Annotated in this window: 24 protein-coding genes; 12 read left to right on the top strand and 12 right to left on the bottom strand. The window is 68.3% G+C overall.

All coding sequences use genetic code 11. The features are described from left to right. The first annotated feature begins 34 nt into the window (after positions 1 to 34). The 3 genes from KEC55_RS11515 to KEC55_RS11505 all read left to right on the top strand — a co-directional run bounded on the left by KEC55_RS11515 (position 35) and on the right by KEC55_RS11505 (position 2,371). Positions 35 to 691, top strand: a complete 657-nt coding sequence (locus tag KEC55_RS11515; RefSeq protein ID WP_282505579.1) for a TerD family protein — start codon at positions 35 to 37, stop codon at positions 689 to 691. A gap of 51 nt (positions 692 to 742) precedes the next feature. Continuing rightward, a complete protein-coding gene (locus tag KEC55_RS11510) occupies positions 743 to 1,615 on the top strand; it encodes a hypothetical protein (RefSeq protein ID WP_282505578.1) in 873 nt (290 codons plus the stop codon). A gap of 135 nt (positions 1,616 to 1,750) precedes the next feature. Continuing rightward, entirely contained in the window at positions 1,751 to 2,371 is a 621-nt protein-coding gene (locus KEC55_RS11505) for an HAD family hydrolase (protein ID WP_282505577.1), read from the top strand. A 9-nt stretch (positions 2,372 to 2,380) separates the two neighbouring features. Here the strand turns inward: KEC55_RS11505 and KEC55_RS11500 are convergent, their stop codons facing one another. Then, on the bottom strand, positions 2,381 to 3,490 hold the full coding sequence (locus tag KEC55_RS11500; protein ID WP_282505576.1) for a fatty acid desaturase: 1,110 nt from the start codon (positions 3,488 to 3,490) through the stop codon (positions 2,381 to 2,383). Positions 3,491 to 3,690: 200 nt separating this feature from the next. On the opposite strand from KEC55_RS11500, the gene KEC55_RS11495 reads away from it, so the two are divergent. Continuing rightward, positions 3,691 to 4,728, top strand: coding sequence for an AraC family transcriptional regulator (locus KEC55_RS11495; RefSeq protein WP_282505575.1), 1,038 nt, complete (start codon positions 3,691 to 3,693; stop codon positions 4,726 to 4,728). A 61-nt stretch (positions 4,729 to 4,789) separates the two neighbouring features. On the opposite strand, the gene KEC55_RS11490 is transcribed toward KEC55_RS11495, so the two are convergent. The 5 genes from KEC55_RS11490 to cysD all read right to left on the bottom strand — a co-directional run bounded on the left by KEC55_RS11490 (position 4,790) and on the right by cysD (position 11,656). Further along, positions 4,790 to 5,836: a lactonase family protein gene (locus KEC55_RS11490; RefSeq protein WP_282505574.1), complete on the bottom strand. Its 1,047-nt coding sequence runs from the start codon at positions 5,834 to 5,836 to the stop codon at positions 4,790 to 4,792. Next, positions 5,823 to 7,190 (bottom strand): MFS transporter, encoded by a 1,368-nt coding sequence (locus KEC55_RS11485; protein ID WP_282505573.1) that lies wholly within the window; start codon positions 7,188 to 7,190, stop codon positions 5,823 to 5,825. The genes KEC55_RS11490 and KEC55_RS11485 overlap by 14 nt, the downstream gene beginning before the upstream one ends. Before the next feature lie 245 nt (positions 7,191 to 7,435). After that, on the bottom strand, positions 7,436 to 8,623 hold the full coding sequence (locus KEC55_RS11480) for a helix-turn-helix transcriptional regulator (RefSeq protein ID WP_176051595.1): 1,188 nt from the start codon (positions 8,621 to 8,623) through the stop codon (positions 7,436 to 7,438). 130 nt (positions 8,624 to 8,753) lie between these two features. Then, positions 8,754 to 10,676: a sulfate adenylyltransferase subunit CysN gene (gene cysN, locus KEC55_RS11475; RefSeq protein ID WP_282505572.1), complete on the bottom strand. Its 1,923-nt coding sequence runs from the start codon at positions 10,674 to 10,676 to the stop codon at positions 8,754 to 8,756. Then, positions 10,676 to 11,656 (bottom strand): sulfate adenylyltransferase subunit CysD, encoded by a 981-nt coding sequence (cysD, locus tag KEC55_RS11470; RefSeq protein WP_282505571.1) that lies wholly within the window; start codon positions 11,654 to 11,656, stop codon positions 10,676 to 10,678. Before cysD ends, cysN begins: the two co-directional genes overlap by 1 nt. A 130-nt stretch (positions 11,657 to 11,786) precedes the next feature. Here cysD and KEC55_RS11465 point away from each other — a divergent pair, with 130 nt between their 5' ends. From KEC55_RS11465 to KEC55_RS11450, 4 genes are read left to right on the top strand one after another with little or no spacing between them, the layout of a single operon-like run. Further along, positions 11,787 to 12,896 carry a DUF1214 domain-containing protein gene (locus tag KEC55_RS11465; protein WP_282505570.1) on the top strand — a complete coding sequence of 370 codons (1,110 nt, stop codon included), beginning with the start codon at positions 11,787 to 11,789 and terminating at the stop codon, positions 12,894 to 12,896. Then, the gene (locus KEC55_RS11460) at positions 12,893 to 14,086 is read left to right on the top strand and encodes a sulfotransferase family protein (protein ID WP_282505569.1); all 1,194 of its coding nucleotides are present in this window, start codon (positions 12,893 to 12,895) and stop codon (positions 14,084 to 14,086) included. Before KEC55_RS11465 ends, KEC55_RS11460 begins: the two co-directional genes overlap by 4 nt. 41 nt (positions 14,087 to 14,127) lie before the next feature. After that, positions 14,128 to 14,919 (top strand): SDR family oxidoreductase, encoded by a 792-nt coding sequence (locus KEC55_RS11455; RefSeq protein WP_282505568.1) that lies wholly within the window; start codon positions 14,128 to 14,130, stop codon positions 14,917 to 14,919. A 17-nt stretch (positions 14,920 to 14,936) separates the two neighbouring features. Beyond that, positions 14,937 to 15,917, top strand: coding sequence for an acetyltransferase (locus tag KEC55_RS11450; protein WP_176051601.1), 981 nt, complete (start codon positions 14,937 to 14,939; stop codon positions 15,915 to 15,917). Positions 15,918 to 15,978: 61 nt separating this feature from the next. On the opposite strand, the gene KEC55_RS11445 is transcribed toward KEC55_RS11450, so the two are convergent. Then, positions 15,979 to 16,431: a nuclear transport factor 2 family protein gene (locus tag KEC55_RS11445; protein WP_282505567.1), complete on the bottom strand. Its 453-nt coding sequence runs from the start codon at positions 16,429 to 16,431 to the stop codon at positions 15,979 to 15,981. A gap of 13 nt (positions 16,432 to 16,444) precedes the next feature. Then, entirely contained in the window at positions 16,445 to 16,924 is a 480-nt protein-coding gene (locus tag KEC55_RS11440) for an SRPBCC domain-containing protein (protein ID WP_282505566.1), read from the bottom strand. 306 nt (positions 16,925 to 17,230) lie between these two features. Between KEC55_RS11440 and KEC55_RS11435 the strand changes: the two genes are divergently transcribed. Beyond that, positions 17,231 to 18,709: a cryptochrome/photolyase family protein gene (locus KEC55_RS11435; protein WP_282505565.1), complete on the top strand. Its 1,479-nt coding sequence runs from the start codon at positions 17,231 to 17,233 to the stop codon at positions 18,707 to 18,709. 30 nt (positions 18,710 to 18,739) lie between these two features. Here KEC55_RS11435 and KEC55_RS11430 read toward each other — a convergent pair whose 3' ends face one another. The 3 genes from KEC55_RS11430 to KEC55_RS11420 form a co-directional block, all read right to left on the bottom strand. Then, on the bottom strand, positions 18,740 to 18,862 hold the full coding sequence (locus KEC55_RS11430) for a hypothetical protein (protein WP_282505564.1): 123 nt from the start codon (positions 18,860 to 18,862) through the stop codon (positions 18,740 to 18,742). Continuing rightward, entirely contained in the window at positions 18,853 to 20,082 is a 1,230-nt protein-coding gene (locus tag KEC55_RS11425) for an MFS transporter (RefSeq protein WP_282505563.1), read from the bottom strand. Before KEC55_RS11425 ends, KEC55_RS11430 begins: the two co-directional genes overlap by 10 nt. Before the next feature lie 187 nt (positions 20,083 to 20,269). After that, complete coding sequence (locus KEC55_RS11420) at positions 20,270 to 21,211, bottom strand: LysR substrate-binding domain-containing protein (RefSeq protein ID WP_282505562.1); 942 nt, start codon at positions 21,209 to 21,211, stop codon at positions 20,270 to 20,272. Between the two features lie 396 nt (positions 21,212 to 21,607). Between KEC55_RS11420 and KEC55_RS11415 the strand changes: the two genes are divergently transcribed. Beyond that, positions 21,608 to 22,648: an alpha/beta hydrolase family protein gene (locus KEC55_RS11415; protein ID WP_282505561.1), complete on the top strand. Its 1,041-nt coding sequence runs from the start codon at positions 21,608 to 21,610 to the stop codon at positions 22,646 to 22,648. A 130-nt stretch (positions 22,649 to 22,778) separates the two neighbouring features. Continuing rightward, entirely contained in the window at positions 22,779 to 23,534 is a 756-nt protein-coding gene (locus tag KEC55_RS11410; RefSeq protein WP_282505560.1) for a 4'-phosphopantetheinyl transferase family protein, read from the top strand. A 21-nt stretch (positions 23,535 to 23,555) separates the two neighbouring features. On the opposite strand, the gene KEC55_RS11405 is transcribed toward KEC55_RS11410, so the two are convergent. Next, positions 23,556 to 24,476, bottom strand: coding sequence for a glutamate/aspartate ABC transporter substrate-binding protein (locus tag KEC55_RS11405; RefSeq protein WP_282505559.1), 921 nt, complete (start codon positions 24,474 to 24,476; stop codon positions 23,556 to 23,558). A gap of 224 nt (positions 24,477 to 24,700) precedes the next feature. On the opposite strand from KEC55_RS11405, the gene hutH reads away from it, so the two are divergent. After that, complete coding sequence (hutH, locus tag KEC55_RS11400; RefSeq protein ID WP_282505558.1) at positions 24,701 to 26,224, top strand: histidine ammonia-lyase; 1,524 nt, start codon at positions 24,701 to 24,703, stop codon at positions 26,222 to 26,224. Positions 26,225 to 26,226: the final 2 nt, after the last annotated feature.

Here is a 26,226-nt window from a genome sequence, read left to right as displayed (position 1 = left end):
CGGCGCAACGGCGGTTCCAGCAGAAGAGGTTCAGATGATCAATTTGTCGAAAGGCGGTCGCGTCAACCTGTCGAAGGAAGCGCCCGGCACGCAGAAATTCCGCATCGGTCTCGGTTGGGACGCGAACGCGACGGACACGGGCACGGACTTCGATCTCGACGTGTCGGTGTTCCTGTGCAAGTACGACGCGCAGAGCAATCCGAGGCTGATCTCGGATCAGCACTTCGTGTTCTACAACAGCGAAGTGCGCACGATGGAGCGCAAGGACACCTTCATCCAGCCGGGCGACGATTTCCCGAAGCGCGGAATGCCTGCGTCGAAGTGCCTGGGCGTCGTGCATAGCGGTGACAACCGCACGGGCAGCGGCGAAGGCGACGACGAAGTGATCTTCATCGACGTGACGAAGCTCGCGGCCGACATCGAGGAAATCTCGGTGGTCGTGACGATCGACCAGGCTGAAGCGCGTCGCCAGAATTTCGGGCAGGTGCGCAACAGCTACATCCAGATTGCCGACGAGGTGACGGGCGCGGTGATCGCGAAGTACGCGCTCGAGGAAGACTTCTCGATGGAGACGTCGGTGCAGGTCGGCAGCTTCTATCGCCGCGACGGCCATTTCATGTTCAAGGCGGTCGGTGCCGGCTACAACCGTGGCCTCGGCGATTTCGTGCGCGCGTACGGCGGCGCGGTCTGACTGGCGGCAGCCCGGCGTGCGGAACACCGCCGCGCCGGGCAGGAAGCGGCAATGACGAATCCGTCCGACGAGCCGAAGCAGCTCGAGTTCGATACGACGCCCGAGCGCACGCCCGGGCGTCTTGCGTTCGACGCACCGCCCGCGGCCGGTGCACCGGTCGCGCGTGCGTCCGAGCGGCCGGCGCCGCAGGCGCTCGACTTCGGGCCGGCACCGGCGTCCGATCAAGCCGCGCGCGCGGCGCCGGCCGAAGCGGTCGGCCGCGCGCTGTTCGGCGAATCGAACCATCCGCAGCTCGAGGCCTGCTTCCGCGCCGCGCAGGCCAGCTTCCCGAATCTCTATCCCGACTACGCGCCGCGCATCGAGCGGCACATCCGGCAACTGCTGCCGTTGAAGCTCGCGACGGTCGCGACGATCGGCGACGGCGCGCTGGAGACGGCCGGCAATCTCGTCGAAGCCGTCGCGGCGACGACGCGCGAATTCAACGAACTTGGCGCGGCCGACATGATGGCCGGGATGCTCGCACAGGCGACGCGCAAGGCCGGCATGTTCGACCGCTGGTTCGGCGCGGCGTCGGGGCAGGTCGACTACCGCGCGGCGCTCGGTGCGCTCAAGCAGTCGCTCGGCTTCTTCCCGCGCCGCACCGAGGAACTCGCCGCGAAGGTCCGCCATGCGGAAGAAAACCTCGTGGTCGTGCTTGCGGCGCTGAGCGCGGTGTCGGACGTCGTGCGCGCACCGGACGACGCCGGCGTCGAGCGCACGCTGTTCGACCGTCGCAACATCGTCGGGCAGGCGGTGCAGCAGATCCGCATGCAACCCGCGCAATTGCGCGGGCTCGACGAGCGCGTGACCGATCTGCTGTCGCGCGCCGATCACCTGATGAACGTCGTGCTGCCGGCGGCATTCGCCGCGCGGCCGCAGCGCTGAGCAAACGGCACGGCGGCCATGCGCATGGCGGCGCGTGCAGCCGCTGCCCGGCCATGCCGCATCACGGCGTTTCGCGCGTGGCGCCGCGAGTCTGCTATCTTCCCGGGCATTCCATCGCTTTCCCGCCGATTCTCCATGACTGACCGCATCGTCGCCGCGTTCGATTTCGACGGCACCATCACGACTACCGACAGCTTTCGCCATTTCGTCCGCTACGCGGTCGGCACGCCGCGCTTTGCATGGGCCGGGCTGCGCGCGTTGCCGTGGATCATCGCGATGAAGGCCGGGCTGCTGTCGCGCGGCGACGCGAAGGCGAAGTTCGCGTCGTTCGCATTCGGGCCGATCCGCAAGGACGCGCTCGATGCGCAGGCGCGCACGTTCGTCGACAGCTATCTGCCGGGCCTCGTGCGTCCGGAAATGCTCGACCGCATTCGCGAGCATCGGGCGCGCGGGCACGAAGTCGTGCTGGTGAGCGCGTCGCCGTCGCTGTATCTGGAGAAGTGGGCGAAGACGGCCGGCTTCGATGCGGTGCTCGCGACGCAGCTTGCGTTCGAGGGCGGCAGGTTCGCCGGTCGGCTCGACGGTGAGAACTGCTGGGGGCCGCAGAAGGTCGTGCGGCTGCGCGGATGGTGGGGCAACCGGCCGCCGAAGCAGTTGTTCGCGTACGGCGACAGCCGCGGCGACAAGGAAATGGCCGAACTCGCGAACTGGTCGTGGATCCGCGGGCAGGGCCCGATGCCGCCGATCGGCGAATGATTTGGCGCGTTACGCGTCGGCCGGTGCCTGACGCGGAACGCGCGACGGACGATAACCGCCCCAGCGATTCGCACGCGCGAACGTGCCGACGTCGTTGAAGCGCACGCCGACTTCACGTAACGCCGCATGCGCGGTGCGCACGGTCAGTTGCCGGATGTAGAACGGATCGCGCACCACGAAGTGATGGATCGCGTGCGTGCTGCCGAAATTGAAGCAGAACAGCTGGAACGGCACCATCCACCACGGGTTCAGCACCTGCGTTTGCTGGATCACGTTGCGCGAATCGATGTCGCCGAAGTAGTGCATGTTCGAGCTGACGAAGTTGATGCAGAAGCTGCGCACGAAGTTCGGCCCGAGCCACACCACCGCGAGGAAGTCGACGACATTCATCACGCGCTCGACGACGGCCGGCACCGTCACCGCGTAGCCGAACGCATGCAGCGCGAACAGGCCGACGTGATAGACGATGAACGCATGCCACAGCGCGTAATACAGGTGACCGACCGGCATGTACGACGACACCTGCTCGACGCGCAGCTGCAGGCGTTCCGACGGATCCTGCACCGGTTGCGCGGCCACGTACTGCTTCACCTTGCGACGCATCGCGGCCGGCCGCAGCACGACGGCGAGCATGCCGTCGGCGATCATCAGCAGGCGCTTCACGCCCCAGCGTTCGCCATTCGTGATGCCGAATTCCTCGAGATCCGATTCGCCGCCCGACACCTTGTGGTGATGCAGGTGCATGCGCCGCCGCGTCCACGGGTTGATCGTGCCGGGCCGCGTGAGCCAGCACAGCGCCATCATCAGGTGATAGGCCCACGGCGTCTTCTTGAAGTACATCAGGTGGATCAGGTCGTGCTCGAGCTCGTGGATCAGCGACGTGACGAACGCGGCGAGCGGCAACGCGACGTACCACGCGATCGTGCCGCGCGCATACAGCCATGCGATCGCGAGCATCGCGCTCACCGACACGGCCATCACGGTCGCGCCGACGAGGTTCTGGTTGTCGAGCAGCGGAAAGCGTGCGCGGATCGCATCGCTCGCGGCGTTGACTTCGCGACGGACGTACGCGACCTTGTCTGCGTCGTGGCGAAAGACGGTTCGTGCGGGTTGGCTCATCGACCGGAATCCGTGCGGAAAGAGTAGGGCGCAATGCCGATGTGACAAGCATAGGCGCCCGCCGGACCGCATGCGAGGGCCGCCCGTGCCAATGACGGTGTCATTTCGGGCCACGCTGGCCGCCGGGCTAGAGTGCCGCCGTGGTGTCATTGCGGGCCAGCGACGCTACAATCCGCCGAAACCGCTCCGGAGTCCGCCGCATGGTCCTGTCCGTCCCGGATGCCGCGCGCCAGTTGAACAAGGCGACGGTGTCGTCCGCGTATGCGTTGTTCATGCTGATGCTGGCCGAGGAGCGCGGCATCGACGGCGGCCGCATTCTCGCCGGCTCGGGCGTCGAGCGCGACCGGCTCGCGCAGCCCGATGCGCGCATCACGCCGCTGCAGCAGGCGGCGATCGTGTTCAATCTGCTCGACGCGACGGACGATCCGTCAATTGCAATCGAGATCGGCCTGCGCAGCAGCCTGACGAAAGCGGGGCTGATCGGCTTCGGGCTGATGAGCTGCGCGACGCTCGGCGAGGCGATCGCGCTCGGCATCCGCTACCTGCCGACGCGCGTGCCGTTCTTCTCGGTGCGGCTCGCGCAGCTCGACGGCATCGTCGACATCGACGTGCTCGAAGCGTTTCCGCTCGGCAGGCTGCGTCAGTTCGCGGTCGAGAACTTCCTGGTCGAGACCGCGATCCTGTTCAATTCGCTGCTGTATCCGGCACCTGGCCGCACGCTCCAGTCGCGTGCCGAACTTCACTTCGAATGGCCCGAGCCGCCGTGGTTCGAGCGTTATCGCGCGCGGCTGCCGCGCTGCCATTTCGATGCGAGCGCGAACCGTATCCGTTGCGACGTCGCGCTGCTCGACGAGCCGATCGGCACCGCGAACGCGCAGACCGCGCAGATGATCGTCCAGCAGTGCGAGGCCGAACTCGCGCGGCTCGGCTATGCGGAGAGCATCGTCGAGCGCGTGCGCAATCTGCTGATCTGCGGCGACGACGGCTATCCGTCGGTCGACGACGTTGCGCGCGAACTCCATGTGTCGGCGCGCACGCTCAAGCGCAAGCTCGCCGATTACGGTGCGACCTATTCGGCGCTGCTCGACGAGATCCGGTTGCGCGACGCGCTGCGGCTGCTCGAAGGCACGCGCCTGCCGGTCGACGAGATCGCGGCGCGCGTCGGTTATACGGATCGCGCGAACTTCACGCGAGCGTTCAAGCGCTGGACGGGCGTCGCGCCGAGCGAGCGGCGCTGAACGCGGGCGTGCACCGGCCTGCGTGGCGGGCCTGCCGATTCATGCCCCACGTTTCCCTTTCTCAGACGATCGCGATCCAGTTCGCGCCGCGTCCGCCCGGCACGCGTGCGTGCGGCGTCAGCGCACCGTCGTCCGGTGCGATTGCATACACCGCCACGTGTTCCGACTGTTCGCCGCAGGCGACGAGCCAGCGTCCCGACGGATCGATCGCGAACCCGCGCGGCTGCGTCTCGGTCGCCGTCGCGTGAGCGGGTTCGAACGCCCCGTCTTCGTTGCGGCGATAGCAGAGCAGGCGGCTCGACGTGCGCTCGCTGACATACGCGAAGCGTTCGTCGGGCGTCAGGTGCAGGTCGGCGGCCCAGACGGAAGGCTCGGCGGGTGCTGGCGGCCGCGCATGGCCTGGCGTGAGTTCGGCGACGGTCGGATGGCGCGGGCTCACGTGCGCATCGCCGAGCCGTCCGGTGTCGGGGTCGCGTGCAAAGGTCGCGAGCGTGGCCTGGAATTCGCTGACGACGATGAGCGTGCGGCCGTCATCCGCGAACTGCAGGTGACGCGGGCCGAAACCGGCCGGCACGCGCGTTTCGCCGTGCTCGACCGCACGCAGGCCGGCCGCATCCTCGACGAGCGCGAAGCCGAACACGCGATCCGAGCCGAGCGAGCTGACGTACGCGAAACGGTTGTCCGGCGACACGATCACCGAGTGCGCGTTCGCGATGCCGCCCGCGACCTGCAGCGGCGTACCGTCGCCGTCGCGGATGCGCGCGGCGTCGTAGAGGCTCAGCGAATTCCCGCCGTACGACGCGCCGAGCAGCCAGCGGCCGCTGCGGTCGAGCGACAGGTACGCGTGGCTCGCGTCGATCGCGGTCGTGCCGATGCGCGCGAGCGCACCCGTGACGGCGATGCGGAAGGCGACGATCGTCGGCTGTTCGCCGCGCGTCGCGACGTACAGCCGCGCGTGGTCGGCCTGTACGGCGATCGGCATCGCGACGTCGGCCGCCGGGTAGCGCGCGAGCGGCGCGAGTGTACCGTCGCCGGCGAGGGAGAACGTGGCGAGGTCGCCGTCGGCGGCATTCGAGACGACGACGGTCAGGCGGTCAGTGTTCGGCATGGCGGAGCATCGAAGTGTTCGTGAAGGATGCGTCGGCCGGCAGGCCACGCGGCGGATCGCTGCGCCGGTGCGTGCGAGCGAACAGCGCGGCGACCGCGGCGACGAGCGAAGCGATCGCGAGCGCATACAGGCCGCCCGTGATCGAACCCGTATGTTGCTTCAGATAGCCGAACGCCGTCGGCGCGACGAAACCACCGAGGTTGCCGACCGAGTTGATCAGCGCGATCACGGCCGCGGCCACGCGCGTGTCGAGATAGCCTTGCGGGATCGGCCAGAACAGCGACGACGCGGCCTTGAAGCCGAGCGCGGCGAAGCAGATCGACGCGAACGACCACACCGGATCGTGCGACGTCGACGCGAACAGCCCGCAGGCGGCGAGCACGAGCGCACAGGCGAGCCAGCGCTGCGGGTGCTTCCACTTCGACGACAGCACGGCGAAGCCGTACATTGCGCCGATCGCGATCATCCACGGAATCGTGTTGTACAGGCCGACCTGGAAATCGGTGAGGCCACCCATCTTGCGGATGATCGTCGGCAGCCAGAACGTGGCCGCGTAGATCGTCAGCTGGATCGAGAAGTACAGGAAGCAGAACAGCATGATCTGCGGGTCGCGCAGCAGCGCGGTGGCGCGCACCGGCACGTTCGAGCGTACGTCGCGCGCCGCGCGTTCCTCGTCGAGCGCGTTCTGAAGCGCCGTGCGTTCTTCGGCCGTGAGCCACGTCGCGTCGCGGATATGCGATTTCAGCAGCAGCCAGCTCGCGCCGCACAGCGCGACCGAGAACAGCCCCTCGATCAGGAACATCCACTGCCAGCCTTCGAGGCCGAAGCCGCGGATCGACAGCAACGCGCCGGTCACGGGCCCGGACAGCACCGACGCGAACGCGGAGCCGCCGAGGAAGATTGCCATCGCCTTGCCGCGCTCCTGCGGCGGCAGCCATTGCGACAGGTACAGCACGACGCCCGGGAAGAAACCGGCCTCGGCCACGCCGAGCAGGAAGCGCAGCGTGTAGAACGACGTGTCGTTCCATACGAACGCCATCGCGGCCGCGACGATGCCCCACGTCGCCATGATGCGGGCGAGCCACACGCGTGCGCCGTAACGCTGCATCAACAGGTTAGACGGCACTTCGAACAACGCATAACCGACGAAGAACAACCCGGCGCCGAGCCCGTACGCCGCTGCGCCGATGCCGATGGACGCTTCGAGGTGGCGATCGACGAAGCCGACGTTCACGCGGTCGATGTAGTTCGCGATGAACATGATCAGCACGAGCGGCAGCACGTGCCACTTCACTTTCGAGACGGCGGACGCGAGCGGGTCGCGGCCGGGCAGGGCGGACGAGGGCGGGTTCAAGGGTGTCTCCGGTCGGGCGGCGGCGGACGGGGCGGCGGCCCGCGTCGGCGTCTGGGTAGCAGTCGATGTAGTATGTCGTCGTATGACATGGTACGCCTGAGTGCGGATGAAGACGTCGCGGGTTTACCCGAGAAAGCCCAAATATTGGGGAATTTCACGAGGCTGGTGTGATGATCGTCAATGTCTGATGACGTATGACCTGAGTCAGGATAGCGCCGACCAACCAGCGCTTGGCCGCTGACGCGCTACGCCATCGACACGACGCTGTTGAGCAGCGTCTTCACGAGCACGGCCTGCCGTGTCGCGCCCGTTTTCGCGAAGATGCCGCGCAGGTGCGCACGGGCGGTGTTCTTCGTGATGCCCGTCGCGGCGGCCGCTTCGTCGAGCGTCAGCCCGTCGACGAGCAGCAGCGCGATCTCGGTTTCCATCGGCGTGAGCCGGAACAGCCGGTGCAGCATGTCGCGCGACGTCTGCGGCGACGACGCGGGATCGCGCACGAACACCGCGACGGCCGGCCGGTGCTGGCGGTCCTCGGCGCCGCGATAGGGCGCGAGCGGGCGCAGTAGCACGCTCAGCGGCATTGCGCCGCCGGGGCGCGACAGCGTGGTGGCTTCGATGCGCGTGAGCGCACCGGCGCGGAAATGCTCGAGCGCGGCCTGCAGCGCCTTTTGCAGCCGGCGCTCGTCGAGCGGGCACGACGCGTGGAGCCGCTCCTGGCGTACGCACAGCCCGTCCTGCTGCTCGATCAGCCGTTCGGCGATGCGGTTGCGCTTGATCACACGGCCGTCCTCGTCGACGATCGCGGTGCCGACATCGAGCCGGTCGACGGTGCCCGCGTACAGCGCGCGTTCGGCATCGAGCACATCGAATGCCGCATGCAGCTCGACCGCGCGCTGCAAGTGCGGCAGCAGCGTCGCGACCTGCGCGCGCTCGGCGGCGTCGAAATCGCGGCTGCCGTGTGCGCGGCTCACGAAGAACGCGCACTCGACGCCGCGTTCGCCGCGCAGGTTCGCACCGAGGATGTAGCGCAGGTCGAGCGGCTGCAGGTACTGCCGGTAGAAGTCGTGCGCGCGCCATGCGGTTTCGCCGAACAGCCGGTCGGCCGTGAAGACCTGGCCAGGCGGTTGGTCGAGAAACGGGCACAGCGCATAGAACTGCTCGCTGTACGACGGCTCGCCGGGCAGCAGCGGGCCGTGCGTCGACGCGTTGATGATGAGCCCGTGCCGTGCGCCGCCCGGATTGCGCAGCACGAGCGTCGTGAAGCTCGCGTCGAGCCGCACGCGAGCCGCTTCGAGAAAGCCGGCCCACGGCGTCGCTTCCGACGGCCCCTGATAGACGAGCCCGAGCCACGCGCTGAGTTCGCGCGCCGTCCAGGCCGCGTCATCGAAGCCGTCGTGCGTGGCCGTATCGCCGGGCGCCAGCGCGATCCGCATGCTCGTGTTCTCCTTGGTCGGGATGAGGGGTTCCCGGACCAGCATACCGGCCGGCTGGCGGCCCGCGTCATCCGAACGGAGTAGACGACGCGGGCAGGCGGGCAACCATCGGGCCGCCCGCCTGCGGCGCTTAGGCCGCGCGCTCGCGCAGCAGGTACGCGACGATGCGGTCGGCGGCTTCCTCCGGCGACTCGGCCACCGTGTCGACGCGCAGTTCGGGCTGCGCGGGCGGCTCGTACGGCGAGTCGATGCCCGTGAAGTGCTTCAGCTCGCCGCGCCGCGCCTTCTTGTACAGCCCCTTCGGATCGCGCTCCTCGGCGACCGAGAGCGGCGTGTCGACGAACACTTCGACGAATTCGTCGGGACCGACGAGCGCGCGGGCCATCTCGCGTTCCGCGCGGAACGGCGAGATGAACGACACGAGCGTGATGAGCCCCGCGTCGAGCATCAGCCGTGCGACTTCGGAAACGCGCCGGATGTTCTCCACGCGATCGGCCTCGGTGAAGCCGAGATCGCGATTGAGCCCGTGCCGCACGTTGTCGCCGTCAAGCAGGTACGTGTGCTTGCCGAGCGCGTGCAGCCGCTTCTCGACGAGGTTCGCGATCGTCGACTTGCCGGCGCCCGACAGCCCCGTCAGCCACACGATGCGCGGTGTCTGCGCCTTCTGCATCGCGCGCGCGTCGCGATCGACGTCGACGGCCTGCCAGTGCACGTTGTGCGCGCGGCGCAGCGCGAAGTGGAGCATCCCGGCGCCGACCGTGTCGTTGGTGAAGCGGTCGATCACGATGAAGCCGCCCGTATGACGGTTGCGGTCGTACGGATCGAACGCGACGGGCCGGTCGAAGCTCAGGTTGCACACGCCGATCTCGTTGAGCGCGAGCGTGCGCGCGGCGAGATGCTCGCGCGTGTTCACGTCGATCTTGTACTTCGGCGTCGCGCAGGTCGCGCCGACCGTCTGCGTGCCGAGCTTCACGAGATACGGGCGGCCGGGCAGCATCGGCTCGTCGTGCATCCACACGAGCGTCGCCTCGAACTGGTCGGCGACTTCCGGCGGTGCGTCGGCGCTCGCGATCATGTCGCCACGACTGATGTCGATTTCGTCGGCGAGCGTGAGCGTCACTGCGTCGCCGGCGCGCGCGATGTCGTTGTCGCCGCTTTGCGTGATCACCGATGCGACACGGCTCTCCTTGCCGGACGGCAGCACGCGCACGCGCTCGCCGACGCGGATCTCGCCCGACGCGATGCTGCCCGCATAACCACGGAAGTTCAGGTGCGGACGGTTGACCCACTGCACGGGCAGCCGGAACGGTTCATCGCGCGTCACGCGCGCGGCGAGCGGCAGGTGGTCGAGATGCTGCATCAGCGACGCTCCGGTGTACCACGGCATCCGCGCGCTTGGCGCGATCACGTTGTCGCCGCGCAGCGCCGACATCGGGATACTGACGATGTCCGCGAGCCCGAGTTCGGCCGCGAACGCGCGATAGTCGGCGTCGATGCGGTCGAACACGGCCCGGTCGTAGTCGACCAGATCCATCTTGTTGATCGCGAGCACGACGCGCTTGATGCCGATCAGCGCGACGAGATGGCTATGGCGGCGCGTCTGCGTGAGCACGCCCTTGCGCGCATCGATCAGGATCACCGCGAGATCGGCGGTCGACGCGCCGGTGATCATGTTGCGCGTGTACTGCTCGTGGCCGGGCGTATCGGCGACGATGAACTTGCGTCGTGCGGTCGCGAAGAAGCGGTACGCGACGTCGATCGTGATCCCTTGCTCGCGCTCGGCCGACAGGCCGTCGACGAGCAGCGCGAAATCGAGTTCGCCGCCTTGCGTGCCGACCTTCTTCGAATCGGCTTCGAGCTGCGTGAGCTGGTCGTCGAACAGCATGTTCGACTCGTACAGCAGGCGGCCGATCAGCGTGCTCTTGCCGTCGTCGACGCTGCCGCACGTGATGAACCGCAGCAGGTCCTGGGTTTGCGTGGGCGCGTCGCCGGTCGCGGGCGCTTCGGGGGTGTGGCGCGCGAGCTCGTCGGGCGCAATGAGTACGTGTGCCATCAGAAATATCCCTCCTGTTTCTTCTTTTCCATCGAACCGGCCGAATCGCTGTCGATCAGTCGTCCTTGACGCTCGGATGTGCGCGTCTCGCGCATTTCCTGCAGGATGTCGTCGAGCGAGCTCGCATCGCTGTCGATCGCGCCCGTCAGCGGATAGCAGCCGAGCGTGCGAAAGCGCACCTTGCGCATCTGCGGCTGCTCGCCGTCGCGCAGCGGCAATCGTTCATCGTCGACCATGATCAACGCGCCGTCGCGTTCGACGACGGGCCGTTCCTTCGCGTAGTAGAGCGGCACGATCGGAATGTCGTGAAGCTGGATGTACTGCCAGATGTCGAGCTCGGTCCAGTTCGAGATCGGGAACACGCGCAGGCTTTCACCCTTGCGTTTGCGCGCGTTGTACAGCGACCAGAGCTCCGGGCGCTGGCGCTTCGGGTCCCAGCGGTGCTGTTCCGAGCGCAGCGATACGATGCGCTCCTTCGCGCGCGATTTCTCCTCGTCGCGGCGCGCGCCACCGAACGCGGCGTCGAAGCCGTAGTGATCGAGCGCCTGCTTGAGCCCCTGCGTCTTCCACACGTCGGTGTGCACAGCCGAGCCGTGCGTGAACGGGTTGATGTCGTTCTCGACGCCCTCGGGGTTGATGTGCACGCGCAGGTCGAGGCCGAGGCGCGCGGCCGTCTCGTCGCGAAACGCGATCATTTCGCGGAATTTCCACGTCGTATCGACGTGCAGCAGCGGAAAGGGCGGCTTCGCCGGGTAGAACGCCTTCATCGCGAGATGCAGCATGACCGAGCTGTCCTTGCCGATCGAATACAGCATCACCGGGTTCTCGCTCTCGGCCACCACCTCGCGCATGATGTGGATGCTTTCGGCCTCCAGCCGCTCCAAGTGGGTCAACATCGTTCGTCTCCTTGTTTCATGCCGGTGCCGCGCGACATGTGCGGCGTTTCGTGCATGACGCCAACGGTATCGAGCGAGCGGCATGCCGCTCTTCGTCCGGGTGGACTAAACCAGCATGCGGCGGTGGAGCGGATCTTTCCTTAGTCCACCCGGACGAAGTGGCGCGCGGCGGCGGCGCTTAAGGTGAGCGCTCGACCATCGGCGGAGACGACATATGACGGACGACACACGTGCCACGCAATTGCTTTCGGGCCAGACCTGGGCCGATTTCTGCGACACCCTGAAACGCAGCGGACAACAGATCCTGCGCGCCGAAGCGCCGGACGATCCGCTGACACGCGCGGAAGGCTTCCGCTACCTGAGCCGGCTGATGCGCATCGCGCTCGAAATGCACGTCGAGTTCGCGGACGGCGCATGGCCCGGCTTTTTCTCGCCGTCGCACGAGACCGCGAAGATCGGCGCGGACAATCCCGACAACCTGTACCAGTACGCGCGCCTCGACGGCCGCTGTGAATATCGCGTGACGGGGCGGCGCGGCACGGTCGCGTACCTGAGCTTCGGCACGCAGAAGGGCGGCTACGAAACCGACGGCAAGATGCTGCAGACGGGCTTTCTCGACGCGAAACAGCTGGAGATCGCACCGGACGGCAGCTTCGAGATCGTGCTGGGCGAGACGCCGCGCGCGGGGAACTGGGTGCGCATGGAGCCGGGCACGAACGCGCTGCTGGTGCGCCAGACCTTCCTCGACCGGCGCACGGAAACGCCTGCGCAACTGAAGATCGAGCGCATCGGCGCCGACGCTCGGCCGGCGCCGCTCGATCCGCTCGTGCTGCAGGGCGGCCTCACGCGCGCCGCGCAATTCGTCGAGCAGACGTCGAAGCTGTTCGCGGACTGGGCCGCGAGCTACCGGTCGCACGTGAACGCACTGCCGCCCGCCGATCAGGCGCTGTGCCAGTCGGTCGGCGGCGACCCGAACATCTACTACTACCACTCGTGCTGGGCGCTGGCCGACGACGAGGCGCTCGTGATCGACGTCGACACGGTGCCCGACTGCGACTTCTGGAACGTGCAGCTCAACAACTACTGGATGGAGTCGCTCGACTACCGGCACTTCGACATCTGCGTGAACAAGCACAGCGCACGGTTGAATGCCGACGGCGGCGTGACGGTCGTCGTCGCGGCCGCGCGGCCGGGCGACGCGAACTGGCTCGATACGGCCGGACATCGCACCGGCACGATCTGCTGGCGCTGGGTCGGCGCGGCGCAACCGGTGCATCCGCGCACGCGCGTCGTGAAGCTCGCCACGCTGAAGGAGGCCGCATGAACGCGCCGCTCGACCAGATTCGTACGCTGCTGGCTCCTGACGGCCTGATCGCCGAGGCCGTATCGCGCACGGGCGGGCTCGCCGTGTTCGGCGACGGGCCGTATCGCGAGGCGCTCGACGTGATGTGCGCATCGCTGATCGACGAAGCGAAGCTGTCCGCACGCGGCGCGCAGATGATGCGCGAGAAGCTCGTCGGCCAGCTCGTGAACCGGCTCGTCGTCGAGGATTACTTCGTGCGTCATCCGGAAATTGCGGACATCGCGATCGACGATCCGCTCGTGATCGTCGGCCTGCCGCGCACGGGTACGACGCTGCTGCAGCGGCTGCTGGCCGTGGATCCGCGCTTTCATTCGGCTGCATGGTGGGAAACGCGCTACCCGGCGCCGCTCGCCGGCGAGACGCTCGACGCGCCGGCCGTGCGCATCGCGCGTGCGCAGGCCGAGGTCGCGATGATGGTCGACTGCATTCCGCAGATCCTGACGATCCATCCGCTCGATGCGATGCTCGCCGACGAGGAGTTCATGCTGATGGAGCATTCGTTCGTGTGCGCGATGGATTCGTACGCGAACGTACCGCGCTACACGGCGTGGCTCGCGCGGCAGGATCTCACGCCGGTCTACACGTACCTGAAGCGGATGCTGCAGTTCCTGCAGTGGCAGAAGGCGCGGCGCGGTATTGCGCCGGCGCAGCGCTGGCTGCTGAAGACGCCGCAGCACCTGCATGCGATCGACGTGCTGTGCCGCGTGTTTCCGCGCGCGCAGGTCGTGCTCACGCACCGCGATCCCGCGCAGACGATTCCGTCGATGGCGAGCATGGCGCACACGCTGTGGCAGATGTATGCCGACGATCCCGATCCGCTCGCCGTCGGCGCGCAGTGGAACGCGGGGATGGCGCGCGCGATCAGCGCGGCGATGGTGGCACGCGACGCGCTGCCGGCCGACCGGTTCCTCGACGTGCGATTCGAGGACACGGTGTCGAATCCGCTCGGCGTTGCCGAGGCCGTGTATGCGTTTGCCGGCATGCCGCTCGATGCCGCGCAGCGCGCGGCGATGACCGACTGGATGGCGCGTAACGGCCGCGACAAGCGCGCCGCGCACGACTATTCGATCGCGCGCTTCGGCTTTACCGACGCGCAGCTCGCGCACGACTTCGCCGCGTATCGCGCGCGGCACCTGCGGGCGGCCGGCTGACGGCCGCGCCCGCGAGACGAACGACAACCAGGAGACAACCCATGTTGCTGAAAGACAAGATCGTCGTGATTTCCGGGATCGGGCCGGGGCTCGGTGTGAAGCTCGCGGTCGAGGCCGCACGCGAAGGTGCGCGCGGCGTGGTCGTTGCCGCGCGCACGATGGAAAAGCTCGACGACGCGCAAGCGCGGATCCGCGCGCTCGGCGTCGATTGCGACGTGCTGAAGGTGAAGACCGACATCACAGACCGCATGCAATGCCGGCAACTTGCGACGCGGGCCGTCGAGCGTTTCGGCCGGATCGACGCGCTCGTGAACAGCGCGTTCGTGCACGGCACGTTTCCGGAACCGATGGAAGAAGCCGACCTCGACGGCTGGCGCGCGGTGTTCGACACCAATGTGTTCGGTACGATGGCGCTGACGCAGGAAGTCGTGCCGCACATGAAGCGGCAGCAGCGCGGCGCGATCGTGATGATCAATACGCAGGCGACCCGCAAGCCGTTTGCAGGCGAGGGCGGCTACGCTGTATCGAAAGGGGCGCTGTCGGTTGCGGCAAAATACCTGGCGCGCGAACTCGGTGTGCACGGCATTCGCGCGAACAGCATCCACATGGGCTGGATGTGGGGCGTGCCGACGCAGACGTATTTCCGGCAGGCGGCCGCCGAATACGGGATGACGGAAGAGCAGATCATTGCGCCGATCGCGTCTAATATTGCGCTCGCGAAGCTGCCGACCGACGACGATTGCGCGCGTGCGGCACTGTTTCTCGCGTCCGACTACGCGAACGCGGTGACGGGCGCGACGCTCGACGCGAACGGCGGCGATTTCATGCCTTGACGATGGAGCAACGGATCATGCAGGACAACCAACACGCGCGGCATTTTTTCGCGTTCAACGGCGACGCCGACGGCCTGTGCGCGCTTCAGCAGCTGCGGCTCGCGGAACGCGTGCACGGCACGCTCGTGACCGGCGTGAAGCGCGACATCAAGCTGCTCGAGCGGATCGACGCACATGCGGGCGACATCGTCACCGTGCTCGACGTGTCGCACGACCAGAACCGCGACGCATGTGCACGGCTGCTGCGCGACGGCGCGACGGTCCGCTATTTCGACCATCACTTCGCGGGCGAGCTGCCCGACGATCCGCGTTTCGACGCGCATATCGACACGGCGGCCGATGTTTGCACGAGTGTGATCGTGAACCGCCATCTCGGCGGCCGGCACGTGCGCTGGGCGATCGCCGCGGCATTCGGCGACGAGCTGCCGGCGCTCGGCGACGCGCTCGCGCGCGAGCACGGGATCGACGAGGCCGAGCGCTGCACGCTCGCCGAACTCGGGCTGTACCTGAACTACAACGCGTACGGCGAGTGTGTCGGCGATCTGCACTTCGATCCGGCGGCGCTCGCCGACGCGATGCTGCCCTGCGCCGAGCCACTCGATTTCGTGCGCGGGACCGACGTGTTTGCCGCGCTGCGTGACGGTTACCGTGACGACATGGCGCGCGCGTGCGCGCTCGCACCGCTGCGCGAGGTGCCGGGCGCGACGCTGGTCAGGATGCCGGATCATCCATGGGCACGACGCGCGACGGGCATGCTGGCGAACGAACGGATGCGCAATGCGCCGCATGCGGCGCTCGCGGTGCTGTCGCCGCGCGCGGACGGCGGGCTCGTCGTCAGTGTGCGCGTGCCCGACGGCCGGCCGCTCGGCGCCGACGAGTTCTGCCGCGGCTTTGCGACCGGTGGCGGGCGCAAGCGCGCGGGCGGTATCAACCATCTGCCGGAAGCCGAGTTCGACGCGTTCGCCGAGCGTTTCGAGGCGGCGTTCCGGCTCGATTGACGCAGCGGCCGGCCATGCGCGCACCGTGCGGCCATCGCACGATGCGCGCGTCCTGGCCGGTTCAGCCGGTCGCGCCCGCGAGCGCGGCCGGCACGTTGTGGCCATAGCAACGCTCCTCGACGCGTTCGGCAATGCGCCAGCCGTGCGCGGTGCGCACGAACCGGTCGACGTACCACAACCCGAGAAACATCACCTGCGTCCCGCCGTCCGGCAGCGCGACTTCCATCGGATTGAAGCAGATCGTGCGGCCGCGCGCGGTGTCGCTATCGAGCCGGATCGACAGGTTGCCGACCATATGCTGGTACTGCGGAAACTGCGGCAGCACGGTGCGCAGCCACGCCTTCACGTCCGGATAGCAGCCGGCAATGCCGCCCATCGCGCGGTAGTCGATCGCCGCGTCGGGCGTGAAGACAGCGTCGAGCGCGTCGAAGTCGCGTGCATCGATCGCGCTCGAATACGCGACGACCAGCTCGCGGATGTCGTGGTGGTCTGACAGGGTTTGCAGATCGAGCATCGGCCGCTCCCGGTCACGCGCTTTTGCGCTTGCGTGCCGCATGCAGGGCTTCGGCACGCTGTTTCACGTCACGTGCGCACTGGTCGAATCCCTGTTTCACCCAGGCGCCGTGTTGCTGCATGATCGTGTCCGCGTTGACGCCGAGGAACTGGTCGGTCGTGAAATAGCGGCAGCGCTGCTCGCCGATCGCGTCGATGTACTGGTCGCGGCGCGCGGCGTCCTTGTTGTCGTCGGTTGGGCGCTGCTCCCACGACAGCAGCCGCTCGGGTTCGTAGGCGACGAGGATTTCGCTGACGGGAATCACGGTTTCCGTGCCCGGAATGCGAACCTGCATGTGCACGAAATCGCCGAGCTTGCCGGTCGTTTCGAAGCCGACGCAAAACGTATTCCATTCGCCATAGCGCGGGAAGTCGGTCAGCACTTCCCATACGACGGAAGCCGGCGCGTCGATGTCGACGGTGATCGAGGTGACGAGATTCGAGGGTTTGGTCATGGCGGCGTATCGGATGAGGCTGCGTGCGCCTGGGTGGCCGGAGGCGACGCAGCGGTCGGAAGGATGCGCCGGTATCGGCCGGCGCGCGTGACGGGTGCAGGTCGGGCCGCATAGCGCAGCGCAGCGCGGTGCACCCGACATCGAGCGTAGGCCGGCACACGCGGCGGAGAATCGTCGGAATGGACTAAGGCGTTTCACCGGGCACGGCGGTGCGATTGCCGCGACCGTCGGCGCGTCGTACGTCGACACCGCGCGGCGCAGCCGCGACAATACGCATCTCCTTCCGCTTTCGTCATCGAGGTGCCCGTGCCCGCCAAGTCGTCCGTTGCTCCCGCGATCGTCTGGTTCCGCGACGATCTGCGCGTGACCGACCAGCCCGCGCTGACGCGCGCGGTCGAGTCGGGCCGGCCGCTCGTCTGCGTATTCGTCGACGACACCGGCGACGGCGCAGGGCGCCCGCTCGGCGGCGCGGCACGCTGGTGGCTGCACGGTTCGCTGGCCGGGCTCGATGCCGCACTCGCGCGTCATGGCGGGCGCCTGTTGCTGCTGCACGGCGACGCGCAGCGCGAGATCGAGCGTATCGTGCACGATACGGGCGCGGCAGCCGTGTACTGGAATCGCCGCTATGCACAGCCGCAGCGCGATGCCGACGCGGCGCTGAAGGCGTCGCTCAAGGCGCGCGGCGTCACGGTCGAGAGCAGCAACGGCAGCCTGCTGAACGAGCCGTGGGAGGTGCTGACGGGCAGCGGCGGGCCGTACCAGGTGTTCACCGCGTACTGGCGGGCGGCACGCCGCGATCGCACCGTCGCCGCACCGCTGCCGGAGCCCGAGCGGATCGCGTTTTTTTCGTGGCCCAAAGCGGTGCGCGACCGTGCGCTGGCACTCGACGTACTCGCGCTGCTGCCGCATGCACCGGACTGGGCCGGCGGCCTGCGCGACGCCTGGCCTGCGCCTGACGAAGCCGGCGCGCACGCGCAACTCGACGCATTCCTGACGACCGCGCTAGCCGACTATGCGGACGCGCGCGACCGTCCCGACCGCCCGGCGACGAGCCGGCTGTCGCCGTTCCTGCGCTTCGGCAACGTGTCGCCGCGGCAGGTATGGCACGCGGTGCAGGCCGCCGCGCATGCCGGTGGCGCGGCGTATGCCGCGGACGCCGACAAATTCCTGAGCGAGCTCGGCTGGCGCGAATTCAGCTACACGCTGCTGTATCACTTCCCGGCGCTCGCGACCGACAACTTCCGCGCGCAGTTCGATGCGATGCCGTGGCGCGACGATCCCGCCGCGCTGCGCGCATGGCAGCGCGGGCTGACCGGCTATCCGCTCGTCGATGCGGGCCTGCGCGAGCTGTGGGCGACCGGCTGGATGCACAACCGCGTGCGGATGGTCGTCGCATCGTTCCTGATCAAGCATCTGCTGATCGACTGGCGCGCGGGCGAAGCGTGGTTCTGGGACACGCTGGTCGATGCGGATCCGGCGAACAACGCGGCGAGCTGGCAGTGGGTGGCCGGCTGCGGTGCCGATGCCGCGCCGTACTTCCGCATCTTCAATCCGGTCGCGCAGGGGCAGAAGTTCGATCCGGACGGCGCATACGTGCGGCGCTGGGTGCCTGAACTCGCGGGCCTCGACAACGCGTCGATCCATGCGCCGTGGGAAGCGTCGCCGATGGAACGTGAGGCTGCCGGCGTGCGGCTCGGCGTCGACTATCCGGAGCCGCTCGTCGAGCACGCGGCCGCGCGTGCCCGCGCGCTCGATGCACTGGCCGCGTTGCCGAAGCGCCGCTGACGGTCAACCCCGGCGGCACGATTGGCCACGTCAGTTGCAGAACGCGACGTGTTCGAGCAGCGCGTACGCGACATCCGGATCGAAGTAGGCCGCGCCGCACCATGTGACGAACGCGAGCACGCCGGCCGTCAGCGCCGCACGGATCAGGCCCATGCCGTGTGGCCGGATGCGGGCCGCGCGACGCGCGCGTCGTCGATCGGCAGGTGCAGCAGCGCCGCGAGCACGCCGAGCGCGATCGAGCCGATCCACAGCGGCATGTACGAGTGCGTCGCGTCATACACGACCGCCCCGAGCCAGACACCGAAGAAGCTGCCGAGCTGGTGCCCGAAGAACACGAAGCCGAACAGCGTCGCGATGTAGCGCACACCGAACACCTGCGAGATCACGCCGTTCGTCAGCGGCACCGTGCCGAGCCACGTGAACCCCATCACGGCCGCGAAGACGTACACGCTCGCGGGCGACAGCGGCGCGGCGACGAATGCGGCCATCGCGAGCGCACGCACGAGGTACAGCACCGACAGCACGTACTTGCGCCGCAGCAGCCCGCCGAGGTGGCCGCATGCATAGGTGCCGGCCACGTTGGTCAGCGCGATCAGCGCGAGCGCGACGCTCGCGTGGCGCGCCGGCAGCCCGTGGTCGAGCAGGTACGCGGGCAGGTGTGTCGCGATGAACGCGAGCTGGAAGCCGCACGCGAAGAAGCCCGCGTTCAGCAGCCAGAAGCCGCGATGCGCGAACGCCTCGCGCACGGCTTCGCCGATCGACTGGTCGGGGCCGGCGGCGGCGACCGCCTGCGCGGGGCGATCGCGCAGCAGCACGGCGAGCGGGGCGAGCAGCGCCGCGACGAGCGCCAGCGCGATGAACGCATGCCGCCAGCCGATGCCGCCGATCAGTTCCTGCGCGACGGGCACCATGCAGAACTGGCCGAGCCCGCCGATCGCGCCCGCGACGCCGAGCGCCCAGCCGCGCCGCTCGGGCGGAAACAGGCGACTCAGCGCGCCGTAGATCGACGCGAACGCCGAGCCCGACAGCGCGATGCCGATCACGAGCCCGGCGCCGACCGTGAACAGGCCGGTCGTGGCTGCCTGCGCCATCGTCACGAGCCCGGCCGCATACAGCAGCATCCCGGCGACGATCACGCGCACCGAGCCGAAGCGGTCGGCGATCATTCCCGTGAACGGCTGCGCGACGCCCCAGATCAGGTTCTGCAGCGCCAGCGCGAGCCCGAACGCTTCGCGCGACCAGCCGTGGTCGAGCGAGACGGGCGCGAGGAACAGGCCCTGCACATGGCGGACGCCGAGCGCGACGCCCATGATGAGGCCGCCGGCCAGCACGGGCAGCCAGCGGCGTCGGACTTCCTGCTCGATCGGGGTCATGCGCGTCTCCGGATGAAGGGGCACGGCGAAACGGCCGTGCTCGATCCGATTAGACGATCGCGCCCGTTGTCGCTCAAGCGATCATTCGGTCAGGTTGGCATGCGTGTGGGGAATGCGACGACAAGCGGGCGGGATGGGGCGGGAGCGCCCGGCCGCAGTCAGCGGCATTCGCCAAGCCGGCTCGGGCTTACGCCGACGTCGTGTCGTGCGCGCGCATGGCCGCATCGCATTCGGCTGCTTCGGCGAGCATCCAGTCGCGCACATCGGCGACTTCGCGGCGCGGGGCCGGATCGTGCTGGAACAGCCAGTAGCCGTACGTATCCGACAGCGCCTGCGTGTGCGGGCCGAGCACGGCGAGCCGCCCGTCCGCGAGCATCGGCGCGACGAGTGCGAGCCGGCCGAGCGCGACGCCCTGGCCCGCGATCGCAGCCTGGATCACCTGGTCGTACTGGTTGAAGCGCAGCACGCCTTTCGGCCGCGCGTCGCCGAGCCCGGCCGCATGCAGGTGCGCGTGCCACTGGAGTTGCGGTTGCGGCGGCCCGTCGAATTCGAGCAGCACGTGGTCGGCGATCGCGGCCGCGCTCGTGACCGGCCGCGTGGCGAGCGCGGGATGCGCGACCGGGACGACGATCTCGTCGAACAGGCGCAGCGCACCGGTCGGCGCGCGATCGCGCGGACAATAGCGGATGCCCAGGTCGATGCCTTCGGCGCGCAAATCGAGTACCTTGTCGTTCGCGGCGACGCGCAGGTCGATCGCGGGCAGGCGTGCCTGCAACCGGCCGAGCCGCGGCAACAGCCACAGTGCGGTGACGCCGATGCTGGCGGTGATCGTGACGGGCTGGCGCTCGCGCGCGGCGGCGAGCGACGCGACGGTGTCCTGCAGGCCGTGCAGTGCCGCATCCGCGACGCGGAACAGCCGCTCGCCTTCGGGCGTGAACGCGATCTTCCGGTAGCCGCGCTGCAGCAACGCGACGCCGAGGTGCGCTTCGAGCGCATGGATCTGGCGGCTGACTGCCGATTGCGTGACGCACAGGTCCTGTGCGGCGAGCGTGATGCTCATGCGGCGGCCGACCGCGACGAAACCGCGGACGAGATCGAGCGACGGAAGACGGACGAGCGGCGTTGACATGCGCGTGACTCATGCGAACGGAGCAGCAAGATTGGTTGAGAATGCGGCACGCGTCAAGTTCAATGGAGGCTTGGCGACGGGCGCGGGGTGATCGCGAAGCATGGGGTCCGGGTAAGCGCTGAAGCGCCAACTCGGGCCGACCGCGAAGCATGGCGCTTGGGTAAGCGCTGAAGCGCCAACTCGGGCCGGCCGCGAAGCATGGCGCCCGAGTAAGCGCTAAAGCACCAACTCTGACCGCCCGCGAAGCATGGGGGCCGAGTAAGCGCTAAAGCGCTAACTCTGACCGCCCGCGAAGCACGGGGCCCGAGTAAGCGCTAAATCGCTAACTCTGACCGACCGCGAAGCATGGGACCCGAGTAAGCGCTGAAGCGCTAACTCGGACCGACAGGAGACAGGATGACGATTTCGAACGAAGGAAGCGGCGCAGCGCAGCGCAGTCGCGCGGCGGGCGCATTGCCGCCGGAGCCCGTGACGCTGCGCGCGGCCGATGGTTATGAATTGCGCGGCCACGTGTGGCGCCATCGCGGCGGCGGCGCCGTGCGGCCCGTGACGGTCGTCAATTGCGCGACGTCGGTGCGCTGCGACTACTACTTCCGTTTCGCGGCCTGGCTGTTCGCGCAGGGGCGCGACGTGCTCGTCTACGACTATCGCGGCGTCGGCGGTTCGCGCCCCGCGCACCTCGCGAAGCTGCACGCGAACTGGCTCGACTGGGGGCGGCTCGATTGCGAAGCCGCGTTGCAGTATGCGCGCGACGCGTTTCCCGGCCAACCGCTCGATGTCGTCGCGCACAGCATCGGCGGCTGCCTGCTCGGGCTCGCGGCATCGAACGTGCACGTGCGGCATGCGGTGACCGTCGGCGCGCAGTATGCGTACTGGCGCGACTACCTGCCGGCCGAGCGGCGCCGCATGTGGTGGAAGTGGCATGTCGCGATGCCCGCGCTCGCGGCCGTGTTCGGCTATGTGCCCGCGAAGCGGCTCGGCTGGATGGAGGACACGCCGCGCGGCGTCGCGCTGTCGTGGGCGCGCGCGCAGCCGCGTTTCGAGGACGGCTACATCGGCGGCATGCTCGATGCCGGTAACGTCAGCCGCGCGGCATTGCCCGCGCGCTTCGCGGGGCTGTCTGCGCCGATGCTCGCGATCGGCATCGACGACGACGCGTTCGGCACGGTCGACGCGATCGAGCGGCTGGTCGGCTACTACACGGGCAGCAACGTCACGCACCTGCGGATCGCGCCGGCCGACATCGGTGTCGACGCCATCGGGCATTTCGCGTTTTTCCACAGCCGCTTCACCGACACGCTGTGGCCCGTCGCACTGTACTGGCTGCAACACGGCGTGCTGCCGGCCGATGCGCCGGGCGCCGTGCATGCGCTTCATCCGGCGTCGCGCGGGCCGGTAGCGGCCAGCAGTGTGCCGGGCGTGGTCGCGAACGGGTGACGTGGCGCCCGCCACGCGCCACGCGTTGTGCTGTCTCGATTCGCTTCCTGATCCCGCCGCGCCGGTCGCTGGCCGGCGCGATCGATTAACATCGGACGTTTCTCCTCACAGCAACAGGCCGCGCGTGCCGATGTCCATTCCGTCCGAATCCGCTTCCCCGCCAGAAACGCCCCGTGCGTGGCGCGTGCACGCGCTCGACGTGCCGGCTGCCGCGTCCGGTGCCGGCGTGCGGGTCGTGCGTATCGATTTCGACTGGCGCGTGCCGCTGATGTCGCCAGCGTATGCGGCGCTCGGCGACGACGAGCGTGCGCGGGCCGCGCGCTTCATGCGCCACGAGGATGCGGTGCGCAGTGCGGCGACGCGCGCCGCGTTGCGCGACGTACTCGGCGCGGCGCTCGGTATCGCGCCGCACGCGGTCGCGATCGTCGTCGACGAATCGGGGCGGCCGTCGCTGGACCGCGTGCATCGCGTATTGCTCGACTTCAACGTGTCTCATGCAGGCGATCATGCGTTGATCGCGTGGGCCCCGGCGGGGCGCGTCGGCGTCGATATCGAGGGCTGCAACCGCGCAGTCGACTGGCGTGCGCTGACGCGTGAAGTCTGCGCACCCGCCGAGGTCGCGTATCTCGACAGCATGCCGCTTGCGGCGCGCGCGAGCGAATTCATGCGCGTGTGGTCCGCGAAGGAGGCGTTGCTCAAGGCGCTCGGTACGGGCATCGTCGGCGGTCTGCGCGCGTTCGCGGTCGTGCCGCCGCGCGATGCCGCGACGCCCGGGACGACGATCGTCGAGCCGGCCGCGCCAGCCGCTGGCGTCGCGGCGTTCGACGCGGCGTGGCTCGACGCGGCGCCCGGCTATGCGGCGTGCGTCGCGTGGACGCGCGCGTGAGCGCACGTCCACACGCGGCCCTTACTCGAGCGGCGCATCGTTCGGCGCCGCATAGCGCGCCTTGATCACGTCGCTCATCGGGAAGTCGAACGACAGCCCCTTCGGCGGCACCGGCTTCATGAACCATTTGTCGTACAGCGCATTGATCTCGCCGCGCTTCATCAGCTGCACGAGCACGCCGTCGACGAGCGCCTTGAACTGCGGGTCGTCCTTGCGCAGCATGAACCCGTAGGCTTCCGACGACTGCGGCGTGCCGACGATCTGCCAGTCGGCCGGTTTCGCGGCGAGCTGGCGCACGCCCGCGAGCAGCACGTCGTCCATCATGTACGCGGCCGCGCGGCCCGATTCGAGCGTGAGGCGTCCTTCGCCATAGTCCTTCGCGCTGATGATCTGCATGTTCATCTTCTTTTCCTCGTTCATCTTGCGCAGCAGGCGTTCCGACGTCGTGCCCTGGTTGGTCACGACCGTCTTGCCGGCGAGGTCGGGGAAGTCGCGGATGCCCGACGTCGTGCGCGTGAGCAGCCTCGTCGTCGCCACGAAGAAGGTGGTGGAGAACGCGACCTGCGCGTGGCGCGTGGCGAGGTTGGTGGTCACGCCGCATTCGAGGTCGACGGTGCCGTTCTGCACGAGCGGGATGCGGTTCTGCGACGTGACCGGGATGAAACGCACCTGCAGGTCGGGCTTGCCGGTGCGCGCCTTCACCGCGGCGATCACGCGGTCGCACAGGTCCTGCGAGAAGCCGATCACCTTGCCGCCTGCATCGACGTAGGAGAACGGCACCGACGTTTCGCGATGGCCGATCGAGATCAGGTTGCTCTGCCGGATCTTGTCGAGCGTGCCGGACAGCGGCTCGGCGGCGAGCGCGGTGCCGCACGCGAGCGCGCACGCGGCGACGAGCAGGGGGCGGCCGAACCGGGCGACGAATCGTGACGGGAAGGGCATGGTAGGTCTCCGTGGCGAGTGGTGGCGAATGATGATCCGTATGTTGCCAAAGACAAAATAATTGCAACATATGTTAAGCGCCGGATCCCGACGACCGATCCGGCGGGCCGCGCCGGACATCAGGGAAACTCCCAAGTCGAAATCAGTGAAAAACGGGTTGTCTAGACAAGTTGAGGTGGCTACACTTCAATCCATTCCAAACTTGTCTAGACAGGATTGCTCACATGATTACGTTGACCCCCGGCCACCTGACCCTCCCGCAACTGCGCCAGATCGCACGCGAATCCGTGCAGCTGACGCTCGACCCGGCCAGCTTCGCGAAGATCGACGCCGGCGCGAAAGCCGTCGCCGACATCGCCGCGAAGGGCGAGCCGGCCTACGGTATCAACACGGGCTTCGGTCGCCTGGCCAGCACGCACATCCCGCACGACCAGCTCGAGCTGCTGCAGAAGAACCTGGTGCTGTCGCACGCGGTCGGCGTCGGCGAGCCGATGGCACGTTCGTCGGTGCGTCTGCTGATGGCGCTGAAGCTGTCGAGCCTCGGCCGCGGCCACTCGGGCATCCGCCGCGAAGTGATGGACGCGCTGATCAAGCTGTTCAACGCGGACGTGCTGCCGCTGATCCCGGTGAAGGGCTCGGTCGGCGCATCGGGCGACCTCGCGCCGCTCGCGCACATGTCGGCCGTGCTGCTCGGCGTCGGTGAAGTGTTCATCCGCGGCGAGCGTGCGAGCGCGATCGACGGTCTGCGCGTCGCGGGCCTCGCGCCGCTGACGCTGCAGGCGAAGGAAGGCCTCGCGCTGCTGAACGGCACGCAGGCATCGACCGCGCTGGCGCTCGACAACATGTTCTCGATCGAAGATCTGTACCGCACGGCGCTCGTCGCCGGCGCGCTGTCGGTCGACGCGGCTGCCGGTTCGGTGAAGCCGTTCGACGCCCGCATTCATGAACTGCGCGGCCATCAAGGCCAGATCGACGCGGCGGCGTCGTACCGCGACCTGCTCGAAGGCTCGCCGATCAACCAGTCGCACCGCGACTGCGACAAGGTGCAGGATCCGTACAGCCTGCGCTGCCAGCCGCAGGTGATGGGCGCGTGCCTGGACCAGATGCGCCACGCCGCCAACGTGCTGCTGGTCGAAGCGAACGCCGTGTCGGACAACCCGCTGATCTTCCCGGACACCGGCGAAGTGCTGTCGGGCGGCAACTTCCACGCCGAGCCGGTCGCGTTTGCAGCCGACAACCTCGCGCTGGCCGCAGCGGAAATCGGCGCACTGGCCGAACGCCGCATCGCACTGCTGATCGACGCGACGCTGTCGGGCCTGCCCCCGTTCCTCGTGCGCGACGGCGGCGTGAACTCGGGCTTCATGATCGCGCACGTGACGGCTGCCGCACTCGCATCGGAAAACAAGACGCTCGCACACCCGGCGTCGGTCGACTCGCTGCCGACTTCCGCGAACCAGGAAGACCACGTGTCGATGGCGACGTTCGCCGCGCGCAAGCTCGCCGACATCGCGGACAACACGAAGCACATCCTCGCGATCGAACTGCTGGCTGCCGCACAAGGCGTCGACCTGCGCGCGCCGTACCACACGAGCCCGAAGCTGGCGCCCGCGATGGAAACGATCCGCGGCAAGGTTGCGCACTACGAGCTCGATCACTACTTCGCACCGGACATCGCAGCGATCGCGAAGCTCGTCGGCGAGCGCGCGTTCGCGAAGATCAGCCCGTTCTCGTTCGCATCGGAGCAGTAAGC

Source organism: Burkholderia cepacia (assembly GCF_029962485.1).
Classification (GTDB): domain Bacteria; phylum Pseudomonadota; class Gammaproteobacteria; order Burkholderiales; family Burkholderiaceae; genus Burkholderia.
Note: the sequence above shows the minus strand (reverse complement) of the source record. Positions and strands in the feature narration are given on the sequence as shown.

Coding starts and splice junctions, on each gene's coding strand:
- hutH (WP_282505558.1), top strand. CDS start 24,701: ATGATTACGTTGACCCCCGGCCACCTGACCCTCCCGCAACTGCGCCAG.
- cysD (WP_282505571.1), bottom strand. CDS start 11,656: ATGCCGCTCGCTCGATACCGTTGGCGTCATGCACGAAACGCCGCACAT.
- KEC55_RS11420 (WP_282505562.1), bottom strand. CDS start 21,211: ATGTCAACGCCGCTCGTCCGTCTTCCGTCGCTCGATCTCGTCCGCGGT.
- KEC55_RS11505 (WP_282505577.1), top strand. CDS start 1,751: ATGACTGACCGCATCGTCGCCGCGTTCGATTTCGACGGCACCATCACG.
- KEC55_RS11430 (WP_282505564.1), bottom strand. CDS start 18,862: ATGGGCCTGATCCGTGCGGCGCTGACGGCCGGCGTGCTCGCGTTCGTC.
- KEC55_RS11405 (WP_282505559.1), bottom strand. CDS start 24,476: ATGCCCTTCCCGTCACGATTCGTCGCCCGGTTCGGCCGCCCCCTGCTC.
- KEC55_RS11515 (WP_282505579.1), top strand. CDS start 35: ATGATCAATTTGTCGAAAGGCGGTCGCGTCAACCTGTCGAAGGAAGCG.
- KEC55_RS11510 (WP_282505578.1), top strand. CDS start 743: ATGACGAATCCGTCCGACGAGCCGAAGCAGCTCGAGTTCGATACGACG.
- KEC55_RS11450 (WP_176051601.1), top strand. CDS start 14,937: ATGCAGGACAACCAACACGCGCGGCATTTTTTCGCGTTCAACGGCGAC.
- KEC55_RS11445 (WP_282505567.1), bottom strand. CDS start 16,431: ATGCTCGATCTGCAAACCCTGTCAGACCACCACGACATCCGCGAGCTG.
- cysN (WP_282505572.1), bottom strand. CDS start 10,676: ATGGCACACGTACTCATTGCGCCCGACGAGCTCGCGCGCCACACCCCC.
- KEC55_RS11440 (WP_282505566.1), bottom strand. CDS start 16,924: ATGACCAAACCCTCGAATCTCGTCACCTCGATCACCGTCGACATCGAC.
- KEC55_RS11500 (WP_282505576.1), bottom strand. CDS start 3,490: ATGAGCCAACCCGCACGAACCGTCTTTCGCCACGACGCAGACAAGGTC.
- KEC55_RS11480 (WP_176051595.1), bottom strand. CDS start 8,623: ATGCGGATCGCGCTGGCGCCCGGCGATACGGCCACGCACGACGGCTTC.
- KEC55_RS11465 (WP_282505570.1), top strand. CDS start 11,787: ATGACGGACGACACACGTGCCACGCAATTGCTTTCGGGCCAGACCTGG.
- KEC55_RS11495 (WP_282505575.1), top strand. CDS start 3,691: ATGGTCCTGTCCGTCCCGGATGCCGCGCGCCAGTTGAACAAGGCGACG.
- KEC55_RS11455 (WP_282505568.1), top strand. CDS start 14,128: ATGTTGCTGAAAGACAAGATCGTCGTGATTTCCGGGATCGGGCCGGGG.
- KEC55_RS11460 (WP_282505569.1), top strand. CDS start 12,893: ATGAACGCGCCGCTCGACCAGATTCGTACGCTGCTGGCTCCTGACGGC.
- KEC55_RS11415 (WP_282505561.1), top strand. CDS start 21,608: ATGACGATTTCGAACGAAGGAAGCGGCGCAGCGCAGCGCAGTCGCGCG.
- KEC55_RS11410 (WP_282505560.1), top strand. CDS start 22,779: ATGTCCATTCCGTCCGAATCCGCTTCCCCGCCAGAAACGCCCCGTGCG.
- KEC55_RS11425 (WP_282505563.1), bottom strand. CDS start 20,082: ATGACCCCGATCGAGCAGGAAGTCCGACGCCGCTGGCTGCCCGTGCTG.
- KEC55_RS11490 (WP_282505574.1), bottom strand. CDS start 5,836: ATGCCGAACACTGACCGCCTGACCGTCGTCGTCTCGAATGCCGCCGAC.